This is a genomic window from Holophagaceae bacterium (genome assembly GCA_016720465.1).
In the GTDB taxonomy this organism is placed as follows: Bacteria; Acidobacteriota; Holophagae; order Holophagales; family Holophagaceae; genus JANXPB01.
Map to the genome: position 1 here is coordinate 251232 of JADKKO010000001.1, position 25652 is coordinate 276883.

Consider the following 25652-nt stretch of genomic DNA (forward strand, 5'->3'; position numbering starts at 1 on the left):
AAGGAAAATCAGGTCGTATAGGGGCTTGCGTGAATTCAGTCTCTTAAGCTGTGGCCGGTCTTTTGAAGGAAGACATCCTCGAGTGTGGCCCGCCGCACATGCACTTGCCGATAGGGGATCCTTTCCCTTTCCGCGGCTTCCAGGAGTTTCGGCAACAGGGATTTCGGGTCCGGGGTCGGGATTTCCCAGAGGTCTCCGCGCAGTTGGATCGGAGTGCCGAGGCGTGATTGAAAGGCCTCCTTGGCGGGGGCCTGGCCCTCGAAACTCAGTTCCACCACGCTCGGTATGGCCAATTGCGAGATGAGCTCCGCCGGCGTTCCCTGGGTGAGCACCTTGCCGTGGTCCATGATGGCCAGGCGGTCGCATAGCGCCTCGGCCTCGTCCATGTAGTGCGTGGTGAGGATCACGGTCCTGCCCTCGGACTTGATATGCCGGACCACCTCCCAGAGGCTTTGCCGCGCCTGGGGATCCAGGCCCGTGGTGGGCTCGTCCAGGAACACCAGCTCCGGGTCGTTCACCAGGGCCATGGCCAGCGCCAGCCTCTGCATCTGGCCGCCGCTCAGGGTGATGTGGTAGGCATCGGCCTTGTCCGTGAGCTGCACCAGCTCCAGAAGTTCATCGGCGGTCCGAGCCTTGGGGTAGTATCCGCCGTAGAGGGTCAGGGCCTCCCGCGGCGTGACTTTGTTGAAGAGAGACGTGCTCTGCAATTGAACGCCGATGCGGGCCCGGATTTCCGATCCATGCTGTTTCCAGTTGAGGCCGAGGATTTCCATTTCTCCGGAATCCGGGTGTGTCAGGCCCTCGATCATCTCCAGGGTGGTAGTCTTGCCCGCGCCGTTGGGACCCAGCAGGCCGAACACTTCTCCTCGCACGACATCCAGGTCCACGCCCGCCACGGCCAGCACCTTGGGGTATTGTTTTTTCAGCCCGCGGACGCGGAGTGCCAGCTCGCTCATGAATGCCTCGTGGAATCCATGATGCCATCGGGGGGAGCATCAGTCGCAATCGCATCGGCGAACCGGCGGCCGGAACCGGTGAGCGGCGCCTGGAAAACTGGATGCCGCGGCGGTCTTCGTCCCTAACGCCCCAGGAACACCTGGCAGGCCATCCACAATGGCAAACCCACTCCACCGGCCGCCACCAGGGGAAACTCGAAAATCATCAGCATGGGCAGCCATCGTTCCGGACGGCGCCGCCGGAGGAAGACCACGCTGGCCGCGAAGATGAACAGCACCGGCACTTCGATGGCGATGAATGGCAGCAGCAGCGGGTGCATGGAGGCTCCCAACGCCCCCAAACATGGGCCCGGGAACAGGCCTGCGCCAGTGCCTTTTCAGAGCCCCTGGATGATCATGTGGTCCAGGTTTCCCGGCCCGGCCTTGGGTTTCCATACCGGGCTCACGGGCACGGTCTGGGGATTGTCATGCAGGGTGTTGCTTCCCTTGTCCCGGTAGATGCCCGTCACCAGGACCACCCCTTCCGCCGTGGCGTGGCTGCCGTCCAGATACACGGTGCCCAGCCGGGTGCCGGCCGGCCCGCTGACGAATGCGGGAGCCGCGGCTTCGTAGGGATTTCTCCGGCTGGAATGGCCGGATTTGGCCTGGAAGGCGCGGATGGCGTTCTCGGCCACCCGGTTCCAATCCACCTGGTCCTGCCGCGTGGAACTCTGTGCTTTGCTGGTGGCGTCTTCGAGCAGCGGGACGAGCTCCTTGAGCGCGGCCTCCGTGGCCTGCTGCGTGGCGATGGCAGGGTCCGAGGACGGCCTGTCCTTCAACCCGAACCAGGCCGCGACTCCGACCACCACAACCACGGCACCGATGACCTTGGGATTCATAGCGCTCCTTCTCGGGGATCCACCCCAATTCCACCACAGATCAATTCCCGGCGGTCCAGATTCCCCAGGACGGGTGGGCCAGGCGCAATCCGCCAGCGGCCATGTTCCGCTCCTCCGCGGTCCCGAAGCGGGCGGCCCAGCAGGAACCAGAACCGCAAAGCAGAGGTTCGCCGCCGCATTCCAGGAGCGCCTGCCGGACCTCCGCGAGCGGAGGGCAGACATAGATCGCCGCTCCGGTGAGATCATTCCGCCAGGGCGGGGCCTGGCGGTCCCCGAGGCCAGGCAGCGCCTCCGGAAACGGATATCCCAGCGAGGAGAGCGCCCGGTAGACCGAGGGCGTGCCCACATGGAGGTCCGGATGGACGATCAGGATCGGCTCCAGCGGGATGTCCCGGAGCGGGAAGACGCGCTCGCCCCGGCCGAGGCCCAGCACGCTGCCGCCCAGGATGAACAGGGGCACGTCCGATCCCAACGTGGCGGCCTGCTGCATCAAGGCTGCCTGCGAAAGGCCCAGGCCGAACATGTCATTGCCGAGCTTCAAGGCCGCGGCGGCATCGCTGCTTCCACCGCCCAGGCCGCCGCCGTGGGGGATCCTTTTTTCGAGATGCAGCGTTGCGGGGAGGGATTTCCCGGCGATCTGCTCGAGCCTTTGCCAGGCCCGCAGCACCAGGTTGGATTCGTCCACCTCAAGCCCTTCGGACTTGGGTCCAGAAAGGGTGAGGCTCAAGGTGCCGGCGGGCTCGGCGCGCAGCGTGTCGGTCAGCTCCGCGACCCCGTCCAAGACGGTGGTCACCAATTCCAGCTCATGGAAACCGTCCGGCCGGCGCTCCAGGATGCCGAGATACCGGTTGAACTTGGCTGGCGCCTGGATGCTCAAGGACATGGCTCCACCATAACCCAAGCAGGCATGGCCAGGAGCAGGTGCTGGAATTCACGCTCCCGCGCTCTTCGCGGCCTCCTCCAGCAGCGGTTGCCATTCGCGGCGCAGCAGCGGGTTGGCCTTCAAGGCGGCCTCGAATTCCCCACGGGCGGCCTGGGCATCTTCCTGCCGGGATTTCGCATCCTTCTGGGCGTTGGAACGGTTGATCAAAAGGGCTCCGCGAAGGGCCTTCGCTTCGGCCTGGTTGGAATTCAGCCTCATGGATTGGTCGATGGCCTCCAGCCCCATCCTCAGCGGTGAAGCCGCATCCGCCCTGGCCCTGAAGGCGAGGGCGGCCTGGGCCAGGGCAAGCCGCGCGCGCAGATTCAGGTTGATGGTCGTCTTGGCGCTGTGGAACTCCGCTTTTTGCAGGAGCGATTCCGCTGATCTGATGAACCCCGGCGCCGCGGCCGGCTGCAGGCGCGCCAGCAGCAGCTCGATCGCCACCTTGCGCTCCCACAGGGATGGCGACGTGGCATCGCGCTTCAAGGCGGCGTCCAAGGCTGCACGGGCCTCGGCCAGGACCGGTCCGTAGGGCCGATTCCGCTCCGCTAGAAGTTCAGCCTTCAGTTGAAGGATGTCGGCGAAGGTCGCCGCGATTTCGCCATAGTCCCGGTTGATTTCACGGGAACGCCGGGAGGCCTGCTCGGCATCCTCCAGGGGCTTCCAGGGCTCCTGTCCGGTTTCGCGGAGGTAGGTGGCCTTGAGCAGCCAAGCCTGGGCCTGGTGGACCATGGCCTGCGGCATGGCGGGGTTGCCCTTAAGGGCCGTCTGGAAATGTCCGAGGGCCAAATCGATGTCCGGCCGCGGATCCTCCCCGTGGGTGTGCCGGTAGGTGGCCAGCAGGTTCCGCACGGTGCCCCGCTCATCCCAGGCATCCGCTAGGTTCGGGTTCAATTCCACGGCCTTGGCCAGGCTGGCGTCGGCCTGTTCGAGGGTCTGCCTGGGGTCCTCGCCGCGGTCGTTCTGCATTCCGGCCATCAGGCTCAGGGCATTGGCGATATTGTTGTAAGCCTGGATGAAGTCGGGATCCAGTTCGATGGCTTTCCGGAAAGCCGCCACGCTCGCCTCAAGGTCGGGCTTGGGGTCGCCGCCCGTCCTGAATCGCGCTTCGGCCCGGATGCCATGGACCACCCCCATGTTCCGGTAGATGACCGAGCTTCGCGGATCCAGGGCCTTGCCCCGCTCCAGAACGGACTCCGCTTTCTGGAGCGCGGGTTCGCCGTCGGCGCCATGGCTGGTCTCCTGCTGGGACAAATACCAGCAGGCGGTGGACAGGCTTTCAATGTTCCGTATATCCATCGGATCGCGGCGGACGGCCTCCTCGGCAGCCGCGACGGAGGCTCTCAATTCCACCCGGCCGTCGCTCCCGTGGTTGGCGAGGTCGCTCGCGCGCTGCCAGCGCAGGCGGGCTTCGACCGCGTGGGTTTCGGCGCGCTCAGGATCCGCCCTCCGGGCCTCCCGCAAGGCTGCCATCCCTTTGGTGAACGGAACTTCGGTGGACTGGCCCTGCTCCCCGCTCACGATCATTTCCACCAACAGGGACTTGGCCTTGCCCAGGAACAGGGAATCGTCGCTCCGGGCGATGGGTAGGGCACGGTCGTAGGCTTCTTCGGATTTGCGGACTGCTTCGACCACCGCCACATATTCGCCCCGCTCCGCGAGGGAGCTTGCCCGGGCCCACCAGATCTGCCCTTCCAGGGCGATGGCCTCGTAGAACCAGGGAATCTGTTTTGAAGCAGCCACCGCTTTCACCAACGCTTCGTCAAAGCGTTCTTCCTGCAGGGCGATGAGGCCTTCGATGTAGGCGCCCGACCCGGAAAGGCTCCGGCCGGCTTGGAGATAGCGCAGGGCCGGATCCCGAAGCTCCGCGGCCAGGGCCTGTTTCCGTTTGGCTCTTTGGGCGGGATCCTGGATCTTCCGAGCTTCGGCCAGGGCCTGCTGGTACAGGCCCGCGAGGGATTGCCCTAACGGCAGGGCGGTTTCGGGCGTGCGGTTTCCGAGTTTCCAGGCGCGTTCCAAGGCCTTCCGGGCCTCCGGCAGATTCCCCAGGGCCAGATGCCCCCGGCCGAGCGCGGTGTTGCCCGGACCTTCAGCCAGGGCGCCCAACTGCTCCATCCGGGCGGTAATGGACTTCATCCGCTCGATGACCAGGGTTTTTTCCGTCCGGAGGTCATGCATGGGGAGCAGGTGCCCATAGCGCAGGATGGCATCGATCTGCTCAGCATCCTGCCCGAACCGCTGGGCCAGTGCCGCCTGCTCCCGGGACCGCAACGCCGTCCGGATGCCCCAGGCTCCCAGGGCCAGGGCCAGCAGGATGGAGCCTGTGATCAATGAACTGGCCACCGGATATCTGCGGACCCGCCGATCGAGCCGCTGGAGCGGTCCGATCTGGCGGGCCTTGATGGGTTCTCCGTCCAGGAAGCGGCCCAGATCGTCCGCCACCGCCTGGGCGGATTCGTAGCGCTTGGCGGGATCCTTTTCCAGGCACTTCAAGGTGATGCTCTCCAGGTCCGCCGGAAGGCTCGGCACGAGCTGGCGCATGGGCCTGGGTTCCTCCGTCAGGATCGCCACCAGGACGTCCATGGAAGACTTGGCTTCGAAGGGACGCTTTCCCGTGAGGATTTCGTAGAGCGTCGCGCCCAGGGAATAGACATCGCTGCGCCGATCCACCGCGACCTGGTCGCCCCTGGCTTGCTCCGGGGCCATGTACGCGGGTGTGCCGACGATCATCCCGGTCTGGGTGAGCCCGCTCGTCTCCTGCACCCGGGCCAGGCCGAAATCCATCACATAGGGCTGGAGGCGGCCGTCGCCGCCTCGTTCCACCATGATGTTGCTGGGCTTGATGTCCCGGTGGATCAGGCCCAATCGGTGGGCGGCGTGGAGGCCCTCGGCCGTCCGCCGGATCAAGTCCACCTTGGCCTCGAGCCCCATGCTCCCGAAGCAATCCAGAAGAGGTTTTCCGTCGATGTATTGCAGGGCGATGTAGGGTTGGCCGCGCCATTCCCCGACCTCGTAGATCCGGCAAACGGCTTCGTGCTCGACCCTGGCCTGGGCCTGGGCCTCCACGGCGAAGCGGCGGGGCGCGGTGCCGGAACCGGCCGAGACGAATTTCAGGGCCACCAGACGGCCGAGTTTCCGGTCCTGGGCCTTGTAGACCCGGCCCATGCCGCCCTGGGCGATGAACCCGAGGACCTCGTACCGCTCCCAGCCGGCAAAGGAGGCTTCCAGGGCCGTCAGATCAGGGTCCTGGGTGGGTTCAGCCTGGGTCGGTAGCTGGGAAGGGTCATTGGATTCCAGGTCGAGCCCAGCGCTGAGTTGATCCACCTGGGCCTGGGAGATGCGGCCGGATTGGATCAGGAATTCCAGACTCATGTTTCCGAGTTCCAGCTCCTCGAGCGAGAGCAATCCCAGGGCCTGGGCCTTGCGCAGGAGACTGGTTTCGCGGGGCTTTTCGTCCATGGTGCCTGGAGGGGAATCCCTCCATCATGCCACCGCGGCCCCTCAGGAGTTCGCTTTTGGCCAGGATTTTCCCTTCGCGGCCAGAGGCGATCTGGCTTAAAATACCTAAGTCCGAGGAGCGCTGCGAGGCAACTGTCCCAGGCTCGGATGCACCTGATCAACGGCGCTCACCTCACAACCCTGCCGGGGCTGGCGAATGGTGAGCGGGCCATCGCCTCCGGCTTTCAGAGCTTGAGGAGGCTTCGCATGGCTTCAGGAACCCAACAGGATTTCCACGTCCAGGATCTGTCCCTGGCCCCATGGGGCCGCCGCGAGATCGCCATCGCCGAAAGCGAGATGCCGGCGCTCATGGCCATCCGGGACGAGTTCGCCGCGGCCCAGCCGCTGAAGGGCGCGCGCATCGCGGGCTCGCTGCACATGACCATCCAGACGGCCGTGCTCATCGAAACGCTGAAAGCCCTCGGCGCGAACGTGCGCTGGGCCTCGTGCAACATCTTCAGCACCCAGGACCACGCGGCAGCGGCCATTGCCGAAACCGGCACGCCGGTGTTCGCCTACAAGGGGGAGAGCCTGGAAGCCTACTGGGAGTTCACGCACCGCATCTTCGACTTTCCCGAAGGCGCGCCGAACATGATCCTGGACGATGGCGGCGACGCCACGCTCCTGATCCACCTGGGCGCCCGCGCCGAGCAGGATTTGAGCGTCCTCGATCATCCGGACAGCGAAGAAGCCCGCGTGTTGTTCGCTTCCATCAAGAAGCGCATCGCCGCCCAACCCGGCTGGTACGCCAAGCAATTGGATGCCATCAAGGGCGTGACTGAAGAAACCACGACGGGCGTGCATCGCTTGTATGAAATGGCCAAGAAGGGCGAATTGAAATTTCCCGCCATCAACGTGAACGACAGCGTCACCAAGAGCAAGTTCGACAACCTGTATGGCTGCCGCGAATCCCTGGTGGATGGCATCAAGCGCGCGACGGATGTGATGGTGGCCGGCAAGGTCGCGGTGGTCTGCGGCTACGGCGATGTGGGCAAGGGCTGCGCCCAGGCCCTCAGCGCGCTCCGGGCCCAGGTCTGGGTGACGGAAATCGATCCCATCTGCGCCCTTCAGGCCGCCATGGAAGGCTACCGCGTGGTTTCAATGGACTACGCCGCGGACAAGGCCGACATTTTCGTGACCGCCACCGGCAATTACCACGTCATCGACCACAGCCACATGCTCCGCATGAAGGACCAGGCCATCGTCTGCAACATCGGGCATTTCGATAGCGAGATCGAAGTGGCCGCGCTGGAGCAGTACACCTGGGAGGAGATCAAGCCTCAGGTGGACCACATCATTTTCCCTGACGGCAAGCGCATCATCCTGCTGGCCAAGGGCCGCCTGGTGAACCTGGGCTGCGGCACGGGCCACCCCAGCTACGTGATGTCTTCCTCCTTCGCCAACCAGACCCTGGCGCAGATCGAGCTGTGGACCAAGCGTGACAGCGGCCAATACCCCATCGGCGTCTACACGCTGCCCAAGCATCTGGACGAACACGTGGCACGCCTGCAACTGCGGAAGATCAATGCCCAGCTCACCGAACTGAGCGACGATCAGGCCAAGTACATCGGCGTGAGCAAGGCCGGCCCGTACAAGACGGACAGCTACCGTTACTGAAAGAGCTATGGGCCGTGAGCCATGAGCTTTGAGGGCAGCAGAGAATTTTCTCTGCTGCCCTCAGCTCCTCAGCTGCCCTCCGCGTGGTGTTTTTTCCTCGTTGCGAGCAGCCAGTTCAATTCGCCTTCATGAATTTCTCGTCGGTTCCCATCAGGATCCAATCGCGGCCCTGCTTCTGATAGGTGGCGTGGCGGTCCTTGGTCTCGCCGATCTTCACGCCCGGGTGCAGCGCTTCAAAGAGCTGGAACTGGGTGGTGGGTTTCACCAGGCGAACCTGGTAGGTGACCACGGCGCTGTTGCCCGCGGGGTCCAGGCGCGTGGCCCGCACGAACTCGGCTTCGGCGGCCTTCACCTGGAAGCCGCCGGAAGGGGATGGCATGGCGGTTTTCGGCGCGTTGGAATTCAACTGGTAGGTGAATTCCTCCCGGTTTCCCAGGTCCCTGCGCTGGATGGCGAACCAGCCGGTCCGGGCCAGGTTGTCATGGAGCAGCAGCAGCTTCTTGTGGGCGTCGCCACCTTTCTCCGCGGACACCTTGGCCGGCACGGGCACCATGACCATCACTGGATAGTCCTTCTTGATGTCGTTCTCGGCCTCGCGCTTTTGCAATTTGGAGGAACCGCAGGCCAGCAGGACGAGGACGACGGGTGCGAGCAGGACACGGCGCATGGGATCTCCAGAGGTTTTGAAAATACTGCCACACTTGGGATATGGATGACGCGCTTGCCCTTGAATCCAGCCTTCTGGACCTGTTGCGGACCCGCGTGGGATCGCGGCGGGCCCTGGTCTGCTTTTCGGGCGGCGTCGATTCCACCCTAGTGCTGGCGGCGTCCATCCGGGCTGGCCTCGACACCTTGGCCCTGCTTGCGGTGAGCCCCTCGCTCCCCCAGGCGGAGCGGGCCGAGGCCCATGCCCTGGCTGGCGAGATGGGAGCGGATTTGCAGGAACTTTCCACCGGGGAAACGGATCTCCCGGCCTACCGCGCCAATTCTGGGGACCGTTGCTACCACTGCAAGTCGACCCTCTACGGCGCCGCGGAAGCCGAGGCCCGCAGGCAGAATCTGGCCGGGGTCCTGCTGAACGGCACGCAATTGGATGATCTTGGGGATGTGCGGCCGGGGCTGCGCGCAGCCTCGGAGCACGAGGTTTTCTCACCGCTGCTGGAGGCTGGATTCGACAAGGAGGCAGTACGCCGATTGGCCCGCCACTGGGGCCTTTCCAATGCCGACAAGGCCGCCGCGCCCTGTCTGGCCAGCCGGTTCCCGGTGGGGACCGAAGTGACGCCGGAGCGACTGCGGCAGGTGGAACAGGTGGAGGATTTCCTCCGCGCCCAGGGCCTCTGGCCCGCCCGGGCCCGCTGGCATGACAGTGTCGTCCGCCTTGAAATAGAACGGGACCTGATTCACCGCGCCCTCGAAGAACCCCTGCGCACGGAATTGGAACGCGCCTGTTGGCGCGCGGGCTTCCGCTTCGTGGCCGTCGACCTGGCGGGCCTCCAGAGCGGGAGCCTGGCAAAGTCCCTGGTGGCCATCGCAAAATAGCGGTCCTATTGCTTTGAAGTGAATTTCACGGTTCTGTTTTCCATTTCAGATCGAGGTAGTTCGTGGATATTCGTTGGGACCATGAACGCGAGCAGCGGACGGGCATCCCGGAGGTTATTTTTTCCCGCGGCAAATCCCAGGAGCAGTTGGTCCGACTCTTCGAGGAAGCGCGCCAAAACCAGCGGATCCGCATCGCGACGCAGTTGACTGAAGTCCAAATGGATGCGCTGGCTCCCATGGCCGCCGTGGACAGGGCCAGCCGGACGGCGGTGCTCAATCCCCGGCCCATGAAAGATTTGCCCCCGGTCGGGCTTCTCACCGGGGGGACTGGGGACATTCCGGTGCTTCTGGAAGCCAAGGCCGTGCTGGATGCTTTGGGCTATCCGTCCAAATCGTTCTTCGATGTGGGCGTGGCGGGCCTGCACCGGCTCCACGGCGTGCTGGACGAACTCCGGGTCTGCCCCATCCTGTTGGTGGCGGCCGGCATGGAAGGCGCCCTTCCTTCGGTGGTCGCGGGCCTTGTGGATGCCCCTGTGATCGCGGTTCCCACCAGCGTCGGCGCTGGCATCAGCGTGGGGGGCACCGTGGCCCTGCATACCATGCTCGCCTCCTGCAGCCCAGGCATCGCCGTGGTCAACATCGACAACGGCTTCGGCGCCGCCTGCATGGCGATAAAATTTCTAAACAGAATGGGAACCGCGATTCACCGCGAACAAAATTAGTCGACCTTGTCGAAGGCTCCGCTGGTGTGATCCTTCTCCTCGACCCTCGACCCTCGACCCTCGACCCTCGACCCTCGACCCTCGACCCTCGACCCTCGACCCTCGACCCTCGACCCGCCTCAGCGCACGGGTTGCGGCGTGGGCAGGGCCGGGAAGGTCTTTTCCTTCACCGGGTCCAGGATTTCACCATCCTTCACCAGGATGTCGGCGGCCATGCCGTAGCCGCCCGGCTCGAAGTCGGTTCCCAGGCAGCAGAACTGGTAGTGGTCGAGCTTGGTGTTGAACCGTTGGCTCAACTTGCCCCGGCGATCCGTGACGTCTTCGATGGGCACGCCCACGAAAGCGCGGTAGGCGAAGGGATGGCCCCAGGGCGCCAGAGGCGCGGATTCGAGGTATTCCGGCACCAGGTCCATGAGGCTGCTCGGATACTCGCCCTTTTTGGTGTTGTATCGCTTGAGCGCATCGATGACCCGCTTCACCGTGGTTTTGACCTCCTGCTGCCGCTGGGCCAGATCTTTTTTCTGCAGCGCGTCGATTTGATAAATATCTCTCCTGGCTTTGGTGGCGGCCTCGGAGTCCGGGAACTGCTTGACGATCTGATCCATCATCAGGCGGGCCGCGTCACCCTGGCCGGCCTGGTTCTTCTGGATCGCATCCTCGTAGAGATGGGTTGGCAGACGCGGATCTTCGCTGTTGCCGCAGCCAAGGGCAAGCAGCAACAGGATGGGCAGGGTGTAGGAAGGTTTCCGCGACATGGCGAATCCAGCATACGGTGCGCCCCGCCCCATGGCAATGAAGGCGCGTCCGCCTGCAAGGCAGGTACGATTGGAGCTGGACCGAGGGGCGGGCGCAGCCGGCCGCGAAGTCGAAGGTCCCGGGGGCCCGGCGGGCAAAGCGCGCATGCGGAACTCCCCGGCAACATGTCAGGGGGAGCGATGCAGGATCATCCGTGGCTGGTGGGAATCGTCGGGGGGTCCGGAAGCGGGAAGACCGCCGTCGCCAACGAGCTGGTGCGCCGCATCCGCAAGGGTTGGGCGAGTTCCGGGAAGGGGGCGGGCATCGGCTCGCTGCTGCTGGATATGGACGCCTACTACGCGCCGCTGGATGTGGTGAAGGCGCGCTTCGGCGACCAGCCCATCAATTGGGACCATCCCCACGCCTTCGACCTGGAATTGATGGCCACCCACATGGCCGCCCTCCGCCGCAAGGAACCCATCCGGAAACCCATCTACGACTTCGCCATCAGCGACCGGACCGGGTTCGGCCCCTCGCTGCCACCCCAGCCGGTGGTGATCCTGGAAGGCCTGCTGCTCCTCGCCCTGCCGGAGCTGCGGGAACAGCTAGATGTGAAGATCTTCGTGGACACGGACGCCGATATCCGCATCCTGCGCCGCATCCGCCGGGACACCAAGGAACGGGGGCGCACCCTGGACAGCGTGATGGAACAATACGAGCAGAGCGTGCGGCCCATGCACCTGGAATTCGTGGAACCCAGCAAACGCTGGGCGGATCTCATCGTCCCCACGGGCGTGGAAAACCGCCGGGCCCTGGAGATGATCACGCACCACATCCTGGGCCGCATCCACTCGGTGGCGGAGAAAGCCTGACATGCGGCTCCTGGCCCGGCATTCCGAAGGATTCGATCCGGGCGCGCCGTGGATCGAGGGGGATGTGAGCACCCGGCAGGACTCCCGGCTCTTCAAGCAGATGGTGGCCCGCCGCACTTCGCCCCACACGGGCCGAGAGCACGCCTTCTACCGCCTGCAGGGCCCTGACTGGGTGAATGTCATCGCCTTCACCGGGGACCTGGAATTGGTGATGGTGGAGCAATACCGGCACGGCATCGATGAGGCCACCTTCGAGATTCCCGGCGGCTGTTGCGATCCCGGCGAGGATCCGCTGGAGGCGGCCAAGCGCGAGCTGGTGGAGGAATCGGGCTTTACGGCTGACCGCTGGATTCCGCTGGGAAGCTGCACGCCCAACCCGGCCACCCAGACCAACCGCGCCCACACTTTCCTAGCCTTGGAATGCCAGGCCACCGCGGACCTGAAGCTGGATCCGGCCGAGGAAATCCAGGTATGGGCCTTCTCCTGGAAGGAACTTGAGGAGTGCCTGCGGAGCGGCAAAATCCACCATGCGCTCGTGCTCACGGCCTTTTTGAAGCTGCAGTATTGGAATGGCTGGCCGGAACTGAGGGCCCGCCTGGAGGCATGAATCTTAAAGGGCACATTTTTTCCGAGGCATCCATGAACCCAAATTTCCTGAACCACCTCCGCGCCGAAGCAGAGAAACTCCGCGAGGCAGGGCTCTTCAAGACCGAGCGCGTGATCTCCAGCGCCCAAGGCGCCCGCATCATGGCCAACGGCCGGCCCGTGATGAACCTCTGCGCGAACAACTACCTCGGCCTTTCAAACCATCCGGCGCTCGTCGAAGCCAGCAAGAAGGCGCTGGATTCCCGTGGTTTCGGGATGTCCTCGGTGCGCTTCATCTGCGGCACCCAGGACGTCCACAAAGAACTGGAAGCCAAGCTCAGCGCCTTCCTCGGCATGGAGGACACACAGCTCTATTCGAGCTGCTTCGATGCCAACGGCGGTGTGTTCGAGGCCCTTTTGGGCGAAGAGGACGCCCTCATCAGCGATGCGCTCAACCACGCTTCCATCATCGACGGCATCCGCCTTTCAAAAGCGCAACGCTACCGCTACGCCAACTCCGACATGGCGGACCTCAAGACAAAATTGAAGGAAGCGGACGGTGCCCGCTTCAAGCTCGTGGTCACCGACGGCGTGTTTTCCATGGATGGCTACATCGCCAAACTTCCAGCCATCTGCGACCTCGCGGAAAAGCATGGCGCCATGGTGATGGTGGATGACAGCCACGCGGTCGGTTTCATGGGCGAAAAAGGCCGCGGCACCCACGAGCACTGCGGCGTCATGGGCCGTGTGGACATCCTCAGCGGCACCCTAGGCAAGGCGTTGGGCGGGGCCAGCGGCGGCTACATTTCCTCGAAGAAGGAGATCATCGAGTGGCTGCGCCAGAAGGCGCGCCCTTACCTCTTTTCCAATTCCCTCGCCCCCGCCATCACCGCGGCAAGCATCGCCGCATTGGACCTGCTGGACAATGGCGATGATCTCCGCCGCCGCCTGCGCGCCAATGCTGCGCATTTCCGCTCCGGCATGAGCAAGCTCGGCTTCCGCCTCCTGCCCGGCGAGCATCCCATCATCCCGGTCATGCTCGGCGATGCGGCCCTCGCCCAGTCCATGGCCAACGCGCTGCTGGATGAGGGAGTTTACGTCATCGGCTTCTTCTTCCCCGTCGTTCCGAAAGGCGAAGCCCGCATCCGCACCCAGATGAGCGCCGGGCATTCGACGGCGGATCTTGATTTCGCCATCGCAGCGTTCGAGAAGGTGGGACGGAACGTGGGTGTGATTCAATAGGCCGCGGAATTAAAGCTTCACACCAAGCGCAACCATGCGTTTTTGGGAGAGGGCGAAGCAAGATGTTTCATCAGATTCCTCCTTTTTCTTATCTTTTACCCTGCGATAACACTGGATAGCAGCATCTGTCTCATTGAGCTTTTCTGCGATGCGGCCCAGAACGAACCACTCATTTCCGCCGGGCTCTTCGAGGCCTTGGGCGGACATCTCCAACCACAGCGTGTCCCTAGCTTCTGTAGTTCGGTCCAGCTCGGCCAGCACTGCTGCGAGTGTGTGCTGAGAGGAAGCATGAATTCGGAGCTGCAAGGAGTGACGGATTGTCTCCAATGTCGCGTTATTCACCTCCTGGCGGGCCACTTGGTCCCAGGCTAGGCTATTGAATTCTTCGGCGCTGGCAGTCCCATTGTTGATCATGGATTGGAGCATTCGGTTCCACTCTTCTCGTTTACCCATGGAATGCAGGGTATTCACCTTGAATTGCAGCAGACGCTGGTCTTCGGGGAACTTTGTCAAGCGGCGATCAAGAATTTCAATGACTGCATCCCATCGATGTTGGGCGGCTAGCATTCCCATCAAGAGCTTGCTGGCGCTTTCCGATTCCGGGTAGGCATCAGTGAGCTTACGAGCGTGAAGCTCAGCCACCTTCCAGTCCTCTCGAGCGGCGTAGGCGAAGGTAAGCGGCAGATCAAAGCGTGCCTTAGCAGCCTTGTCCTGGGCCTTTCTTTGTGACTCTTCCAAAATCTGGATCTGACCCCCATCCTCCTTTTCAAACGCCATCAACGCTGCGGCGGCGACCCTAATTTCCTCAGCGCTTCCTTCATTGCCTCGGGTCCAGAATCGAGCAAATGGATGGCCTTCGATCGGATCGTCACCACTTCCTAATTTGATCTGTTCACGGATTCGGTTTAAGCAGATTCGAGCACCAACAAGGTCTCCAAGCCCCAGCAATCGCAACGTCTCAATACCGTAACTGCCTCTCGCTGAGTCCATCACTGCGATGCGGTATGAATTGTCTTCCTTCACCACATAGAGGATTTCCTCGCTGTTGCCAGCCTGGTTGGAACCTTGGATCGTGATTCGATAACCTTTGGTGTCGTCACCATCCAAGGTATAGGGAACCACGGTGAGGGCGAAATCAAGGGCTATCTCCTTTGACACGCCTTTGGATTGCAGGGAATTGAACGCTGTTAGGATGGCCTGCCTAAAGCTGTTCTTATCGGCCGTGGCGTTCAGCAGTGTCGCAAAGGGGGTCGTGAAGAAAGGCCCGATCTGCGCAAGGCTCTCCTCCCCCGAGAGGGCCGCTTTCAGGTACTCCTTCACGACACTGCGCGGGTCGGATGGATCCAGTTTCACGGTCTCCCACCTACGCACCTTATTAAGGACTTCCACGCGGGCTTGAGTCTGGGTGGCGCTTTCGGTTCCCTTACTTCCTTCATTCAACATTGCAGCGGCCTCGGGGTAATAGCGCAACTGAACCAATGTTTCACCAACCGAGAGCAGTGTGGTCTTACGGGCGTTCGAGTCTGGCAGCAATTCCGCGGCTTCCCTCATGGCCTGATCTTGGCCCTTGTAAAGCAAGGTGGAAAGGATGAGCCAAGTGTTCTTGTGGGCACCCTTAAAGGATTTTTCGGCGAAAGCGTGTGCCTCCTCGAAACGTCCTGTGCGAACCAGCAGGATCTGTATATTCGGATTCATGTCTTCCACCTTCAGCTCAGCCTGGACCACTCGGTATTCCTTTAAGGCTTCTTCCAAGTGAGCGCCCTTGCCGTACCGCAAGCCTGCATGATTGTATTCCAGCAGGATTGCCATCTCGGCCCGGCAAGTCCATTCCTTAGGATCCAACTCGATGGCCTTGCGGTATTCGCGCAATGCGCCTTCCGGGTCCCATCCTTTTGCGAACCTTTGACTGATCAGGTTGTGCTGCAATACCCAGGCAAGAGTCTTATGGGCATAGATGGATCGCGGTTCGAGTAGAACTGCTTCCTGGGCGGCGCCTCGGGCCGCCTCGCCAAGCCCAGAGGCGAGGAAGGCTCTAGCCAGGTGAATGAGCGGGCCGGATTTATTCGGTTCCAGTTTGGCAAATTTTCGAGCCGAGGCGACGGCCTCTTTTACGCGATCCGCTGCAAGGTGTGTTTCCACTTCCTGACCGAAGATCAGGGTAACGACAGATTTGTTCTCGAATGTTTTCAAGAATTCCCGGGCTTGATTAACCTCCTCGGCGGTCCATCGTCGTTTCAAGCATTCCAAGCGGAAATTGGCCAAATACTCGCCGGAAGCGCCCTCCTTGTAGGTTTCGATGAGTGTGGCTGCGCCTATCTTGAAGGTGGAGTCTGGCGGATTAGCAGTGATCCGATAGCCTGACGGGGCGACCAGCCTGTATTTCCATTCACGTGTGGAGAGATTGGGATATTTTAGGTCGGATTTCCGAGGCCGGGAGCTCGAGTCGGTTTCTTTTTCTTCATTATCGTCAAATGCTGGTTGAGCGCGGATGATGGAGCTAAGGTTGGAAACCAGAGGCCAACGATTGATATTGGTCACCGCACTCTGGAAATCGGTGACCGCAACACCCGCCTCCAAGGCCTCGAGTTTCAAGGTGAATGGTTGGTTGAGGTCGCTTCGGATCCCCGGCTCCAATAGCCCCAGGTCCTTGGCAACGTATTGGTCCTTCACATATTTCTTTATGGACTCTCGAAATTTTTTCGGGTCATCGGCGCCTGCGATATTCCTCAATTCCAGTTCCCCGGAACCACTTCCGTAGCTGGTCTCGACGATTCGTGCTTTGCCATGATCCGCGAAAAAGATTTCTCTAGTTTCCCAGATCGCATTCTTTTCCGGTTGTTCTGGGGTGGTGATCAAGCCAACTGTTTCTGTCGCCGCCACCAACACGCGCCGACCTTGGTCGGCTTCGGGCAGTTCTCCTGCACGGGCGAATTCATGAGTAGGATCAATCCACACGGGTTTGTCATTCGCGGATGCGGCGGGCACATAGACGATGGCGTGATCAAAGCCGCTGATTCCCGGAAGGTCTGGATCAACGTCCACTGTATAGCTCACATTGAGGAGAGCTACATGGGCCTTGATACCCACACTTCGGAGCAACGCCACCAGCAAGGTGGCCTTGTCCTTACAGTCGCCAAAGCCGCGTTGAAGAGTTTCGTTCGGGGTGTGCGGGACGATGGCGCATTCTCCGAATTCAATGCCAACGTAGCGGATCTCTTTGGTAAGACGGGCTAGCAGAGCAGCGATCTTTTCCAACGGTTTTTCACGAGCACCGATGGCTTCCAATGCCCAAGCTGAAAGGTCTGATCCCTCGAGTTTGGATTCAACCAATGCCTCATAGGACTTCGACGCCACAGCCCAGGAAGGCACAGTTGTAAAGCTGAGAAGGGGTTGATCCACCAAGTCAGCTGGTCGGTAAGGCTCATTGTGGTGAGGTGCCTCGCGAACGCCGACCCGGAAGCTCATCATCTTTCGATCTCCGATCGAGGTATTCAGGGGCTGGACACCAGGGAGTCCCTTCAGCTTCCATTTCAGTGGCAGGTTTTCCGGCACTGTAAGTTGGACGCGCGTCTCCATGATCGGAACGCTCGATGAAAGGATTATTGTGTGTTTCCCCCCTGCCTTGGTGGAGGTGGAAGTCTCCTTTGTTATTACTTCAACTTCAGCCAGGGAACCCACGCTCAGTTTGGGCAGAGGTGCCGAAACTCGTTTGCGGTCATCGTAGACCTGGGGAGAGTTTTCATTGGCGGAGTAATCACCGATGGTTTTGGGATCGAGTAAATGAACCTTCCCATTGGGTGAGATTACACGCGCTCTGATTTTAGGGCGTTCCTCATGCCATGGGGACCAATCAGCCGAAACTGATCCCCAGGCACTGATGCCGGCCTCGGTCTCTACGCGGAAGACGTAACGATAACGCTGCTCAATGCGGCCATCTGTGTCTAAGGTGATGTGATAGTCCTCTAGCAGCTCCAAGATACTGCTGTTTTCACGCCGCTTGTGAATGGTTGAAGCAGCCAATACCGAGGCTGGATCCGCGCTTAAGGCTGGTGCATTCAACCATGAGGATTCCGGTATGGACTGGACCGATGCTGGACGCGATTTGGCTTGGGCTCCCGAGGTTGTTGAAAAAATGGATCCGGCAATCAAAGCGAGGCTGATTGGATAGACGGTGCGCTGGATGAAATCAATCATGCTTTGACTCCGGAAAGAGGAGGCCTCCTCTATGGATAGAAGGACCACCTTCATGTATAACTTATGTTCTTTGAATCAATCCATTTCATTCAAGCGCTTTGTGCTTTCATGGAATTTACGATCTGAGGAGGGGCCTGGGTGTCCCACCAGGTGACTGCATGACGCATGAAAGAAAAGTGCAGGCAAGATTCTCCTCGGGCAATAATCGGTCGTTCCGGAGGCTCCCATGAAGGCCCTGATCAAATCCAAATCCGAAGAAGGCATCTGGATCACCACGGAGGCGCCGGTGCCCGCGGTGGGGGTGCACGACGTGATGATCCGCATCCACAAGTCGGCGATCTGCGGCACGGATGTGCACATCTACAACTGGGACGAATGGAGCCAGAAAACCATTCCGGTGCCCATGATCGTGGGCCACGAATATTTCGGCGTGGTGGAGAAGATCGGCATCGAGGTGGATGCCTTTAAGCCCGGCGACCGGGTCAGCGGCGAAGGGCACCTGACCTGCGGGTTCTGCCGCAACTGCCGCGCGGGCAAGCGCCATCTGTGCCGCAACACCAAGGGCGTTGGCGTGAACCGGCCCGGTTCCTTTGCGGAATTCCTGGTAATCGATGCGGAAAACGTCTACCACATCCCTGACAACATCTCCGATGAGACGGCCTCGATATTCGATCCCTACGGCAACGCCACGCACACCGCGCTGAGCTTCGACCTGGTGGGCGAAGACGTCCTCATCACAGGGGCAGGACCCATCGGCGTCATGGCCGTTGCCATTGCGAAGCACGTGGGGGCGCGGCATGTGGTCATCACGGATGTGAATGAGTACCGGCTTGCCCTGGCGAAGAAAATGGGCGCCACAGCCACGGTCAATGTCACGAATCAGGACTTGAAGCAGGTCATGCAGGACCTGGGAATGACCGAAGGTTTCGATGTGGGCATGGAGATGAGCGGCAACGCGGCGGCCTTCCGCCAGATGCTGGATGTCATGAACCACGGTGGCAAGATCGCGATGCTTGGCATCATGCCGGGGGAGCAGGCCATTGATTGGGGGAAGGTGGTGTTCAAGGGACTGATATTGAAGGGAGTGTATGGAAGAGAGATGTTCGAGACCTGGTACAAGATGGTCGCCATGCTGCAAAGCGGGCTCGACCTCTCACCCATCATCACGCACCGCTTCGGCATCGATGATTTCCAGAAAGGCTTCGACGCCATGCGCAGCGGGCAGAGCGGAAAGGTGGTGTTGGATTGGGGGGTTAAGTGAGGAGGCGTACACCATGATTCCGACCCACGCCATCGTGGCGCCATCCTCGCCGGGGGCCGACTCCAGACGCGCCACTGAAGCCGCGTACACATTGATCCCGACCCATGCCATCGTGACGCCCTCCTCGCCGGGGGCCGACTCCAGACGCGCCACTGGCGCGCCTTCCGTCACCCGGCGGTCGGGCGGGTACAAGATGGTGGCCATGCTGCAAAGCGGGCTCGACCTCTCACCCATCATCACGCACCGCTTCGGCATCGATGATTTCCAGAAAGGCTTCGACGCCATGCGCAGTGGGCAGAGCGGCAAGGTGGTGTTGGATTGGGGCGTGCAGTAGTGCTGACGAGATCCGACATCGAGGCCGCCCGCTCGCGAATCGCTCCCTTCATCCGCTTCACCCCGATCCTGGACGTGATGCTGCCGACGCCGACCGGGACGATGCCGGTGTCGTTGAAGCTGGAGCACCTGCAGGTCACGGGCTCCTTCAAACCCCGCGGCGCTTTCAATTCGCTGCTGCAAATCTCCGGTGGCAACGTCATCGCGTGCTCGGGGGGCAATCATGGGTTGGCCGTGGCCCACGCTGCGAAGGTGTTGAATAAGCAGGCCATGATCTTCGTGCCCAAGAGCGCGGCGACTACCAAAGTCGAAGCCATGAGGCTCACGGGCGCCGAAGTGCGCCAGGTGGGCGATGTGCCCGCCGAGGCCTTCCGGGCGGCGGAGGATCTGGTGCGGGAAACCGGCTGGCCCCTGGTGCACCCCTATGACCAGGAACCCACGCTGGCGGGGCAGGGCACCCTCGGATTGGAATTGCTGGAACAGAGGCCCCGGATCCGTCGCTGGCTCCTGGCGGTGGGGGGCGGCGGCTTCCCGGCGGCGGTGGCCCTCGCTTTGGCGGGCGAAGCGGAGGTCATTCCCGTGGAACCCGAAGGCTGCCCTGGGTTGTTTGAAGCCCAGCGGGCGGGTCATCCGGTGACCACGAAAGCCGAAGGCATCGCGCGGACTTCCCTCGGCGCCCCGAGCATCGGGGCCTTGCCCTGGGCCATTCTGAAGGATCGCGTCGGCCCCACCGCGCTCGTGAAGGAAGAGGCCATCCAGGCGGCCCAGTCCTGGCTCTGGAGGGAGGCCAGGATCGTGGCGGAACCCGGCGGCGCCGCGGCTCTGGCGGCCCTCATGAGCGGCGCCTGGGTCCCGGATGAGCCGGGCCCCATCGGCGTGGTGGTGTGCGGGGGCAACGCGGACATGCTTCCAGATTGAGATTGAACGAGCTATTGCGGCCGCTTCGAAGGGAAGATGGTAACCATGGATGAATCCCGACCGCCTTCCCAGGATTCCCACATCGCCTTTTGCCTGGAGATCGGGAAGGCGCTGCACAGCTTTGGAACTCCGGCCCACCGCTTCGAGGAGGCTATGCAGCGGCTCGTGGCCTCGCTCGGCCTCGAAGGGGATTTTCTGGCCCACCCCACTGCCTTCTTCGCCGAGCTGCGGAGCGCGGCCGGGCGTGAAGTCTTCATGGTGCGGGCCGAGCCCGGAGAAACCAACCTGGAAAAACTGGTGAGCATCCAGGCCTTGGTGAAGGAAGTCATCCAAGGCAACCTGCCCATCGAGGAGGCCGCCGCTCGCGTCAGGGAGGTGGTGGCCCAGGCGCCGCGTTTCGGCAAAACCATGGTGGGAGCTAGTTTCGGGCTGTCCAGCGGCATGGCGGCGCGTTTCTTCGGCGGCGGCTGGCGAGAGATGCTGCTGGCGGCCATGCTCGGCGTGTTCATCTTCCTGCTCGGCTCCTGGACTTCGAAACACCACCACCTGGCCCAGGTGCTGGTGCTGCTGGCAGCGGCCCTGGCGGGCTTCGGCGGCGTCGTGGCGGCCCACTTCATCCCGAATACCGCGGCCTTCACCATCACCTTGGCGGGCATCGTCATCCTGCTCCCGGGGTTGAAACTCACCGTTGCGTTGCGCGAGGTGGCCACCGGGAATCTCGTGGCCGGGTCCGCGCGGCTCGTGGATGCGGTCATGATCCTGATGATGCTGGCCTTCGGCGTGGCCCTGGGGCGCCAGGTGGCCATGCAATTCGCCATGTCCTTCCGGGAATCGCCCTCGATTCCTCTGGCGGCCTGGACCGAATGGGTGGCGCTCCTGGCGGTTCCCTTCGCCTATCTGGTCCTGTTCCAGGCCCGGAAGCGCGATGTGGGATGGATCCTGCTCGCGAGCCTCGTCGCCTTCATCTCCTCGCGCTTCGGCTCGGCTTGGTTGGGACCCGAACTGGGCGCCGGCCTGGGCGCCATGGCCCTGGGCATCGCTGCCAACCTCTTCGGCCGCCGGACGCGCCTGCCCAACCAGATCATGGAACTCCCGGGCCTGCTGCTGCTGGTTCCGGGTTCCATCGGTTTCCGTGGGCTGGCCTTCCTGACGATGGGTGAAACCGAAGTGGGGCTCCAGACAGCTTTTCGAATGGTCTTCCTGGCGGTGGCCCTGGTGATGGGCCTGAGCCTGGCCAACGCGCTCGTGAGGCCGCGGAAGGGGCTGTGAGCCGGATGGGACGGTTCAGGGAACCTGGATGCGAGTTCAGGGCGTGAGCAGTTCCCTCTTACCAGCCGCATTCACCCGCCAGGCACGTCCGCCTTCCCAGAACCAGGCTTCACCGGCCCGGCCTCTGAGGATTCCCGCGTCGATGCCGAACACCTTTCCCCCATGGAAGGCCGTCACGTGATCGAGGGTCGTGTGCCCCACGACCATGGCTGTGGCCTGGAAATGGGCCAGGGCCTGCGTGACCTCCTCGTCGCTGGAGGAAGGCGGGCCACCGGGTGGCAGCAGGCCGCGGTACCAGATGGGCCCCATGGGGCCAAGCAGCATCGCAGCATCCCCTTCGGCGGTGTGCGATGGCACTCCCCAGGCCGCCTGGAGGCGGGCGTTGATCTGCTTCAAGCTCCAGCCCCGGGCCACCAGCTCCGGCGAGATTCCGCCATGAACGAACAGGATGTTTCCGAGTTTGAGGAGGATGGGGCGGCTGCGCAGCCAGCGCCCAAGTTCCGAGTCCGGACCCAGGAGTTCTGGTTGGGAGGGCAGGCCCTGGATGGTCCCGGCATATTTTGAATTCAGATACCTGAGATCGCCCGCGGCCACCATCACCTCGTGGTTGCCCGGAAGGACATGGACCCATCCGCCCTGTTTCCGGGCGCTCTCCTCGAGCGCTCGGAAAAACCACAGGCACTCCGTGACGCTGTTGCCCCGGTCCATGAGGTCGCCCACGACCACCAGATGGCCCTGGCCGAAGGTCCAGCGCAAGTGATCGTCGACCACCTTCTGGGCCTTGAGCAGGTTCAACAGCGTCTCGAAATGGCCGTGGACGTCGCTTACCGCCAGGATCTTCTTGGGGGCAGGAAAGACGGCCTGGGCTGGCAGCAGCTCCGCGGGCCCCAGGGCGAGCGGACGGGGCGCCACCCCCGGCAAGGCCAAGGCGAAGCGTCCGGTGGCGTCTTCCGTCTCCAACCGTCCACCGCGGATCCGGTAGATCCGGGCGCGGGAGCCCTTCCAGATCACATGGGGGCCATCGTCGGCCTGGAGCGTCTCGGACTGCGCGCCAGGCTGGGCCAAGGGCATCGGTCCGGCCGACAGTCCCGGTCCGAGGATCCAGACGAGGGTCGACAGGATCCGCAGCGCTGGGCGGAGGGGCAAAGCAGGGATCATCCAGGGCCTCGGGAAAGGTCCATTATGCCTGGCGCCTCCGGAATCCTGGGTTTCCTGCCCTTCGCCGGGGCTACCTGGATGCCTCAGGATTGGAGATATAAATGCGGATGAAGGGACGTTCGCCGAGCAGCCCGAACCCATCGAGATCCTTGGTCTTCTTGACCATGCTCTTCTGCCAGAAAACCTCTGATAGCCGGATGGTTTTACCGGAAGGGTAGAAGGTGATCTTGTGTTCCAGCTTGGGGACGTGCTTCTCGAAGCCGGTGATGTACTTGCCCGTTTCAAAGTCGAAGGCTTCCTGGATGAATTCTTTGGGGTCTGAAGGATTGACGGGGATGTCTTCCAGCTCGATCTCCCACCATTCCTCGCAGTATTTGACGCCGTTGGTCTTGCCGATCTTGTGGTTCTTCCATTTGAGATCGACAATGCGGTCCGCGGTGCGGTGCCCTTCAACCCGGCTTTCCGTGTCGCCGTCCATGCGGATCCCCGTGAAGGAACCACCCTCGCCGATGATGAAGCATCGCCACGCCCCCATGTTCTCGAAGGGCTGGAATCCTGAACGGGGCCAGGTCTGGCGGTCGTCCTTGTGGCCCTCCGTGTAGGAGACATAGAGCACCAGCTGGAGGTCCATGCGCAGCCTGGCATCCGTGGAGGGCTGGGGTTTCTTTTCGACGGGGCCGGCCAGGTCCTCGACCTTGACTTCGGCTCCGGCCTTGCCGCCGTCCGCCGTCCGGACCGCCAGGATGAAGAGCTGGTCGTCCTGTCCGAGCGTGAGGGTGCGCGGTTCTTTTCCTAGTTCTCCCTCGCCGCCGCCCCCTCCAGATTGACGCTGGCCGTGCGGTAATCGGTACAGGTATAGCGCCACCCCTGCATCGCGGCTGAGGGCCGTGACTTTGACGGTGCGGGTGGGTCTTGCGGCGTCCCATCCGGGCTTGATGCTCCACAGCTTGGCGGTGAAGGCTGTTTCCAGATCGAACGGGTAGGCCAGGGATGCCTTTGGCGCCAGCGTATCCGTCCGGGCGCCGGCCTTTTCCCGAAGGGTCTGACCGCTGGGAAGGGGCAGCGGGCTGCTTGGATCGAACAGGTAGAAACGCGCGAAATCCTTGTAGAAGCTGGACAGGCCTCGCCCCTTCCCGAAGGTCTCTTGCAGGTACTTGTCGAGCGGGTCCACCACCTGGGCGAGGTCCCCCAGCGAAGGATTGGCGACGGCGGACCACATCGCTTTGAAGTCCGCTCCGCGGGAAACCAGGTAGTCCACGAAATGGGAGGTGGAGTAGTCGTGGAACGAATGGGGATTGTTCCCGGTGTCGCCGGCAATGTGGAAGGTGATGCACTTTTCCAGGTAGCGGGGCTTGATGTCGGCGCCCATGAGGGGCGGTTTGCCGGTGATCTTCATTGCGAGGCGCGCTGCGGCGTAGTCGGCCGTGGCTTCCATCCACCAACGCCGGACGCCCATGGATGCGACATTGAAATACTGGTTCTGGACGGCGTGGAAGAATTCATGGCTGGCGTCATGCCGGGCCGCCTCCGGGTTCTTGAAATTGGCCGCGAACAGGATGTTGCCCGAATAGACATCCCACTGGGATTCCACCACCGTGCTGCCGAAGTAGGAAGTCGCTGAACCTACGAAGGCCCAGATCGGCGTTTTCTGCCGCACCACCGACAGGCTTTCCAGGGCCGAAGGAAACCCTTCGAATCCCGGAAGCGTGAATTTTGGGACGACGCGGGCCTCACGAACGGCGTTCACTGGAACCAGCTCGAATCCGGGAAGGTCGAAGCCCGCTTTCTCGTAGGCCTCGTAAGCCTGATCCAGCCACTCCCCCAAGTTTTTGACGAACCCGTCCGCCCGGACGACGGCGTCTTTTTTCAAGGCCAGGTAGACGATGGGCTCGGCAGGCTTGTGGACGAGGTTGAAATGCCGGGAGGTGTAGGTTTCCCATCCCAGCTTCTTGTAGAGGATGGTCCACCGGCTCAAGTGTCCGGAGCGGATGAGAATGCGCTTCCTTTCCATGTCCACCGCGCCCGGGACGGTCACCCAGGCCCTGGAGGCTTCGTCATAATAGGCCGCGGCCACTGAGGCGCGGGGATCAGCGCCGGCGGGCAGCCGGGAAGCATCATAGGCAAACGCCATGGCCAGGGGCCGGTCGGGCCGGGACTGCCCACGGCCGAGGCTGATGTCATAGGTTTCCCCGCGGGTCAGCGAATCCCACCCGGCAGCCGGGGCGTCCGCCACTGGACGGATCGTGAGCGTGGCGGGGCCGCGGACGGCCCCAGGGGGGATGGCGATCAACACCTGGTCCCCAAGGGCGAGTTTCTGGAATCCCCTGCCCGGCGTCAGTTGGCCTGAAACGCCTTGGCCGGTATCGATTCCGGCCTCGGTGGCGGAGCCTTCAATCCACGCCATCCCAGACCCGCCGGAGGCGGCATTTTGAGCCCAGGTGCCGGGGCTGGAATCCTCGATGGTGTAGGTCCCGGCCGGCAGGACCGCATTGGGATTGGCCACCCAGTAGGCCCGGTTTTCCACGCGAACCTGCCAGGGGCCGTAGCGTTCACCTGTGGAGCTGCGGAGCCCGACCGTTCCGGCCGGCTCGCCCTTACCGGCGTTCCAGTGATAGGTCGTGATCTTGGTGATCCGGGTCGGGCGGTCGAGCCGGAAGAGCGTCGCGCGCGTCGGATGATTCTCCACCGCCTGGACATTGCCGTTGTTGAAGACGGATTGGGCGCCGAGGCCAGCGCCCTGGGCATTTAGCGACCCAGCGAGGATGGGCAGGAAGCAGAGCGCAAGCCAGCGGAGACGATCGCCATGGGGCATGCGAAGGGTCGGCATCTGGGAATTCCTGCTCCTGCATACACCCGCCACCGGCGGGGGTCAAGGCAGGGCCAAAACCGATGTGGTCCGTCCTGGCCATGGCGGGAGTCCGGGAGCTCCCCGCCTTCAAGGCGCTACACCTGA

General features: G+C 62.5%; 19 protein-coding genes, 1 pseudogene and 1 riboswitch. Of the genes and pseudogenes, 10 read left to right on the forward strand and 10 right to left on the reverse strand.

All coding sequences use genetic code 11. The annotated features are described in order from the left end of the window. Nucleotides 1–35: 35 nt before the first annotated feature. From IPQ13_01070 to IPQ13_01090, 5 genes are all read right to left on the reverse strand, one after another. A complete protein-coding gene (locus IPQ13_01070) occupies nucleotides 36–956 on the reverse strand; it encodes an ABC transporter ATP-binding protein (GenBank protein MBL0209498.1) in 921 nt (306 codons plus the stop codon). A 122-nt stretch (nucleotides 957–1078) separates the two neighbouring features. After that, nucleotides 1079–1276: a hypothetical protein gene (locus tag IPQ13_01075; GenBank protein MBL0209499.1), complete on the reverse strand. Its 198-nt coding sequence runs from the start codon at nucleotides 1274–1276 to the stop codon at nucleotides 1079–1081. A gap of 57 nt (nucleotides 1277–1333) precedes the next feature. Beyond that, nucleotides 1334–1834 (reverse strand): hypothetical protein, encoded by a 501-nt coding sequence (locus IPQ13_01080; protein ID MBL0209500.1) that lies wholly within the window; start codon nucleotides 1832–1834, stop codon nucleotides 1334–1336. A 40-nt stretch (nucleotides 1835–1874) separates the two neighbouring features. Then, on the reverse strand, nucleotides 1875–2717 hold the full coding sequence (gene ispE, locus IPQ13_01085) for a 4-(cytidine 5'-diphospho)-2-C-methyl-D-erythritol kinase (protein MBL0209501.1): 843 nt from the start codon (nucleotides 2715–2717) through the stop codon (nucleotides 1875–1877). Between the two features lie 48 nt (nucleotides 2718–2765). Next, entirely contained in the window at nucleotides 2766–6215 is a 3450-nt protein-coding gene (locus IPQ13_01090; protein ID MBL0209502.1) for a protein kinase, read from the reverse strand. A gap of 107 nt (nucleotides 6216–6322) precedes the next feature. Beyond that, nucleotides 6323–6391, forward strand: a riboswitch (S-adenosyl-L-homocysteine riboswitch). Nucleotides 6392–6461: 70 nt separating this feature from the next. On the opposite strand from IPQ13_01090, the gene IPQ13_01095 reads away from it, so the two are divergent. Next, the gene (locus tag IPQ13_01095; protein MBL0209503.1) at nucleotides 6462–7871 is read left to right on the forward strand and encodes an adenosylhomocysteinase; all 1410 of its coding nucleotides are present in this window, start codon (nucleotides 6462–6464) and stop codon (nucleotides 7869–7871) included. A gap of 115 nt (nucleotides 7872–7986) precedes the next feature. Here the strand turns inward: IPQ13_01095 and IPQ13_01100 are convergent, their stop codons facing one another. Then, nucleotides 7987–8538: a hypothetical protein gene (locus IPQ13_01100; GenBank protein MBL0209504.1), complete on the reverse strand. Its 552-nt coding sequence runs from the start codon at nucleotides 8536–8538 to the stop codon at nucleotides 7987–7989. 41 nt (nucleotides 8539–8579) lie between these two features. Between IPQ13_01100 and larE the strand changes: the two genes are divergently transcribed. Continuing rightward, nucleotides 8580–9410 carry an ATP-dependent sacrificial sulfur transferase LarE gene (larE, locus tag IPQ13_01105; GenBank protein MBL0209505.1) on the forward strand — a complete coding sequence of 277 codons (831 nt, stop codon included), beginning with the start codon at nucleotides 8580–8582 and terminating at the stop codon, nucleotides 9408–9410. 62 nt (nucleotides 9411–9472) lie between these two features. Beyond that, nucleotides 9473–10132 carry a nickel pincer cofactor biosynthesis protein LarB gene (gene larB / locus IPQ13_01110; protein ID MBL0209506.1) on the forward strand — a complete coding sequence of 220 codons (660 nt, stop codon included), beginning with the start codon at nucleotides 9473–9475 and terminating at the stop codon, nucleotides 10130–10132. Between the two features lie 119 nt (nucleotides 10133–10251). Here larB and IPQ13_01115 read toward each other — a convergent pair whose 3' ends face one another. Beyond that, complete coding sequence (locus IPQ13_01115) at nucleotides 10252–10887, reverse strand: hypothetical protein (GenBank protein ID MBL0209507.1); 636 nt, start codon at nucleotides 10885–10887, stop codon at nucleotides 10252–10254. Nucleotides 10888–11067: 180 nt separating this feature from the next. Here IPQ13_01115 and udk point away from each other — a divergent pair, with 180 nt between their 5' ends. The 3 genes from udk to IPQ13_01130 all read left to right on the forward strand — a co-directional run bounded on the left by udk (nucleotide 11068) and on the right by IPQ13_01130 (nucleotide 13566). Further along, nucleotides 11068–11739: a uridine kinase gene (gene udk, locus IPQ13_01120; GenBank protein ID MBL0209508.1), complete on the forward strand. Its 672-nt coding sequence runs from the start codon at nucleotides 11068–11070 to the stop codon at nucleotides 11737–11739. Between the two features lie 100 nt (nucleotides 11740–11839). After that, a complete protein-coding gene (locus IPQ13_01125; protein MBL0209509.1) occupies nucleotides 11840–12346 on the forward strand; it encodes an NUDIX hydrolase in 507 nt (168 codons plus the stop codon). A 32-nt stretch (nucleotides 12347–12378) separates the two neighbouring features. Continuing rightward, complete coding sequence (locus IPQ13_01130) at nucleotides 12379–13566, forward strand: glycine C-acetyltransferase (GenBank protein MBL0209510.1); 1188 nt, start codon at nucleotides 12379–12381, stop codon at nucleotides 13564–13566. Between the two features lie 9 nt (nucleotides 13567–13575). On the opposite strand, the gene IPQ13_01135 is transcribed toward IPQ13_01130, so the two are convergent. After that, nucleotides 13576–17760: a DUF3857 domain-containing protein gene (locus tag IPQ13_01135; GenBank protein MBL0209511.1), complete on the reverse strand. Its 4185-nt coding sequence runs from the start codon at nucleotides 17758–17760 to the stop codon at nucleotides 13576–13578. A 226-nt stretch (nucleotides 17761–17986) separates the two neighbouring features. Here IPQ13_01135 and tdh (IPQ13_01140) point away from each other — a divergent pair, with 226 nt between their 5' ends. The 4 genes and pseudogenes from tdh (IPQ13_01140) to IPQ13_01155 all read left to right on the forward strand — a co-directional run bounded on the left by tdh (IPQ13_01140) (nucleotide 17987) and on the right by IPQ13_01155 (nucleotide 21541). After that, complete coding sequence (gene tdh, locus IPQ13_01140) at nucleotides 17987–19021, forward strand: L-threonine 3-dehydrogenase (GenBank protein ID MBL0209512.1); 1035 nt, start codon at nucleotides 17987–17989, stop codon at nucleotides 19019–19021. A gap of 187 nt (nucleotides 19022–19208) precedes the next feature. Beyond that, nucleotides 19209–19355, forward strand: a pseudogene (gene tdh, locus IPQ13_01145) (L-threonine 3-dehydrogenase). Continuing rightward, complete coding sequence (locus tag IPQ13_01150) at nucleotides 19355–20272, forward strand: serine/threonine dehydratase (protein ID MBL0209513.1); 918 nt, start codon at nucleotides 19355–19357, stop codon at nucleotides 20270–20272. Before tdh (IPQ13_01145) ends, IPQ13_01150 begins: the two are co-directional and overlap by 1 nt. Nucleotides 20273–20317: 45 nt before the next feature. After that, on the forward strand, nucleotides 20318–21541 hold the full coding sequence (locus IPQ13_01155; protein MBL0209514.1) for a threonine/serine exporter family protein: 1224 nt from the start codon (nucleotides 20318–20320) through the stop codon (nucleotides 21539–21541). A 36-nt stretch (nucleotides 21542–21577) separates the two neighbouring features. Here the strand turns inward: IPQ13_01155 and IPQ13_01160 are convergent, their stop codons facing one another. Together IPQ13_01160 and IPQ13_01165 are read right to left on the reverse strand one after the other, a co-directional pair. Beyond that, on the reverse strand, nucleotides 21578–22699 hold the full coding sequence (locus IPQ13_01160) for a metallophosphoesterase (protein ID MBL0209515.1): 1122 nt from the start codon (nucleotides 22697–22699) through the stop codon (nucleotides 21578–21580). 70 nt (nucleotides 22700–22769) lie between these two features. Next, nucleotides 22770–25526: a hypothetical protein gene (locus IPQ13_01165; protein ID MBL0209516.1), complete on the reverse strand. Its 2757-nt coding sequence runs from the start codon at nucleotides 25524–25526 to the stop codon at nucleotides 22770–22772. Nucleotides 25527–25652 lie beyond the last annotated feature (126 nt).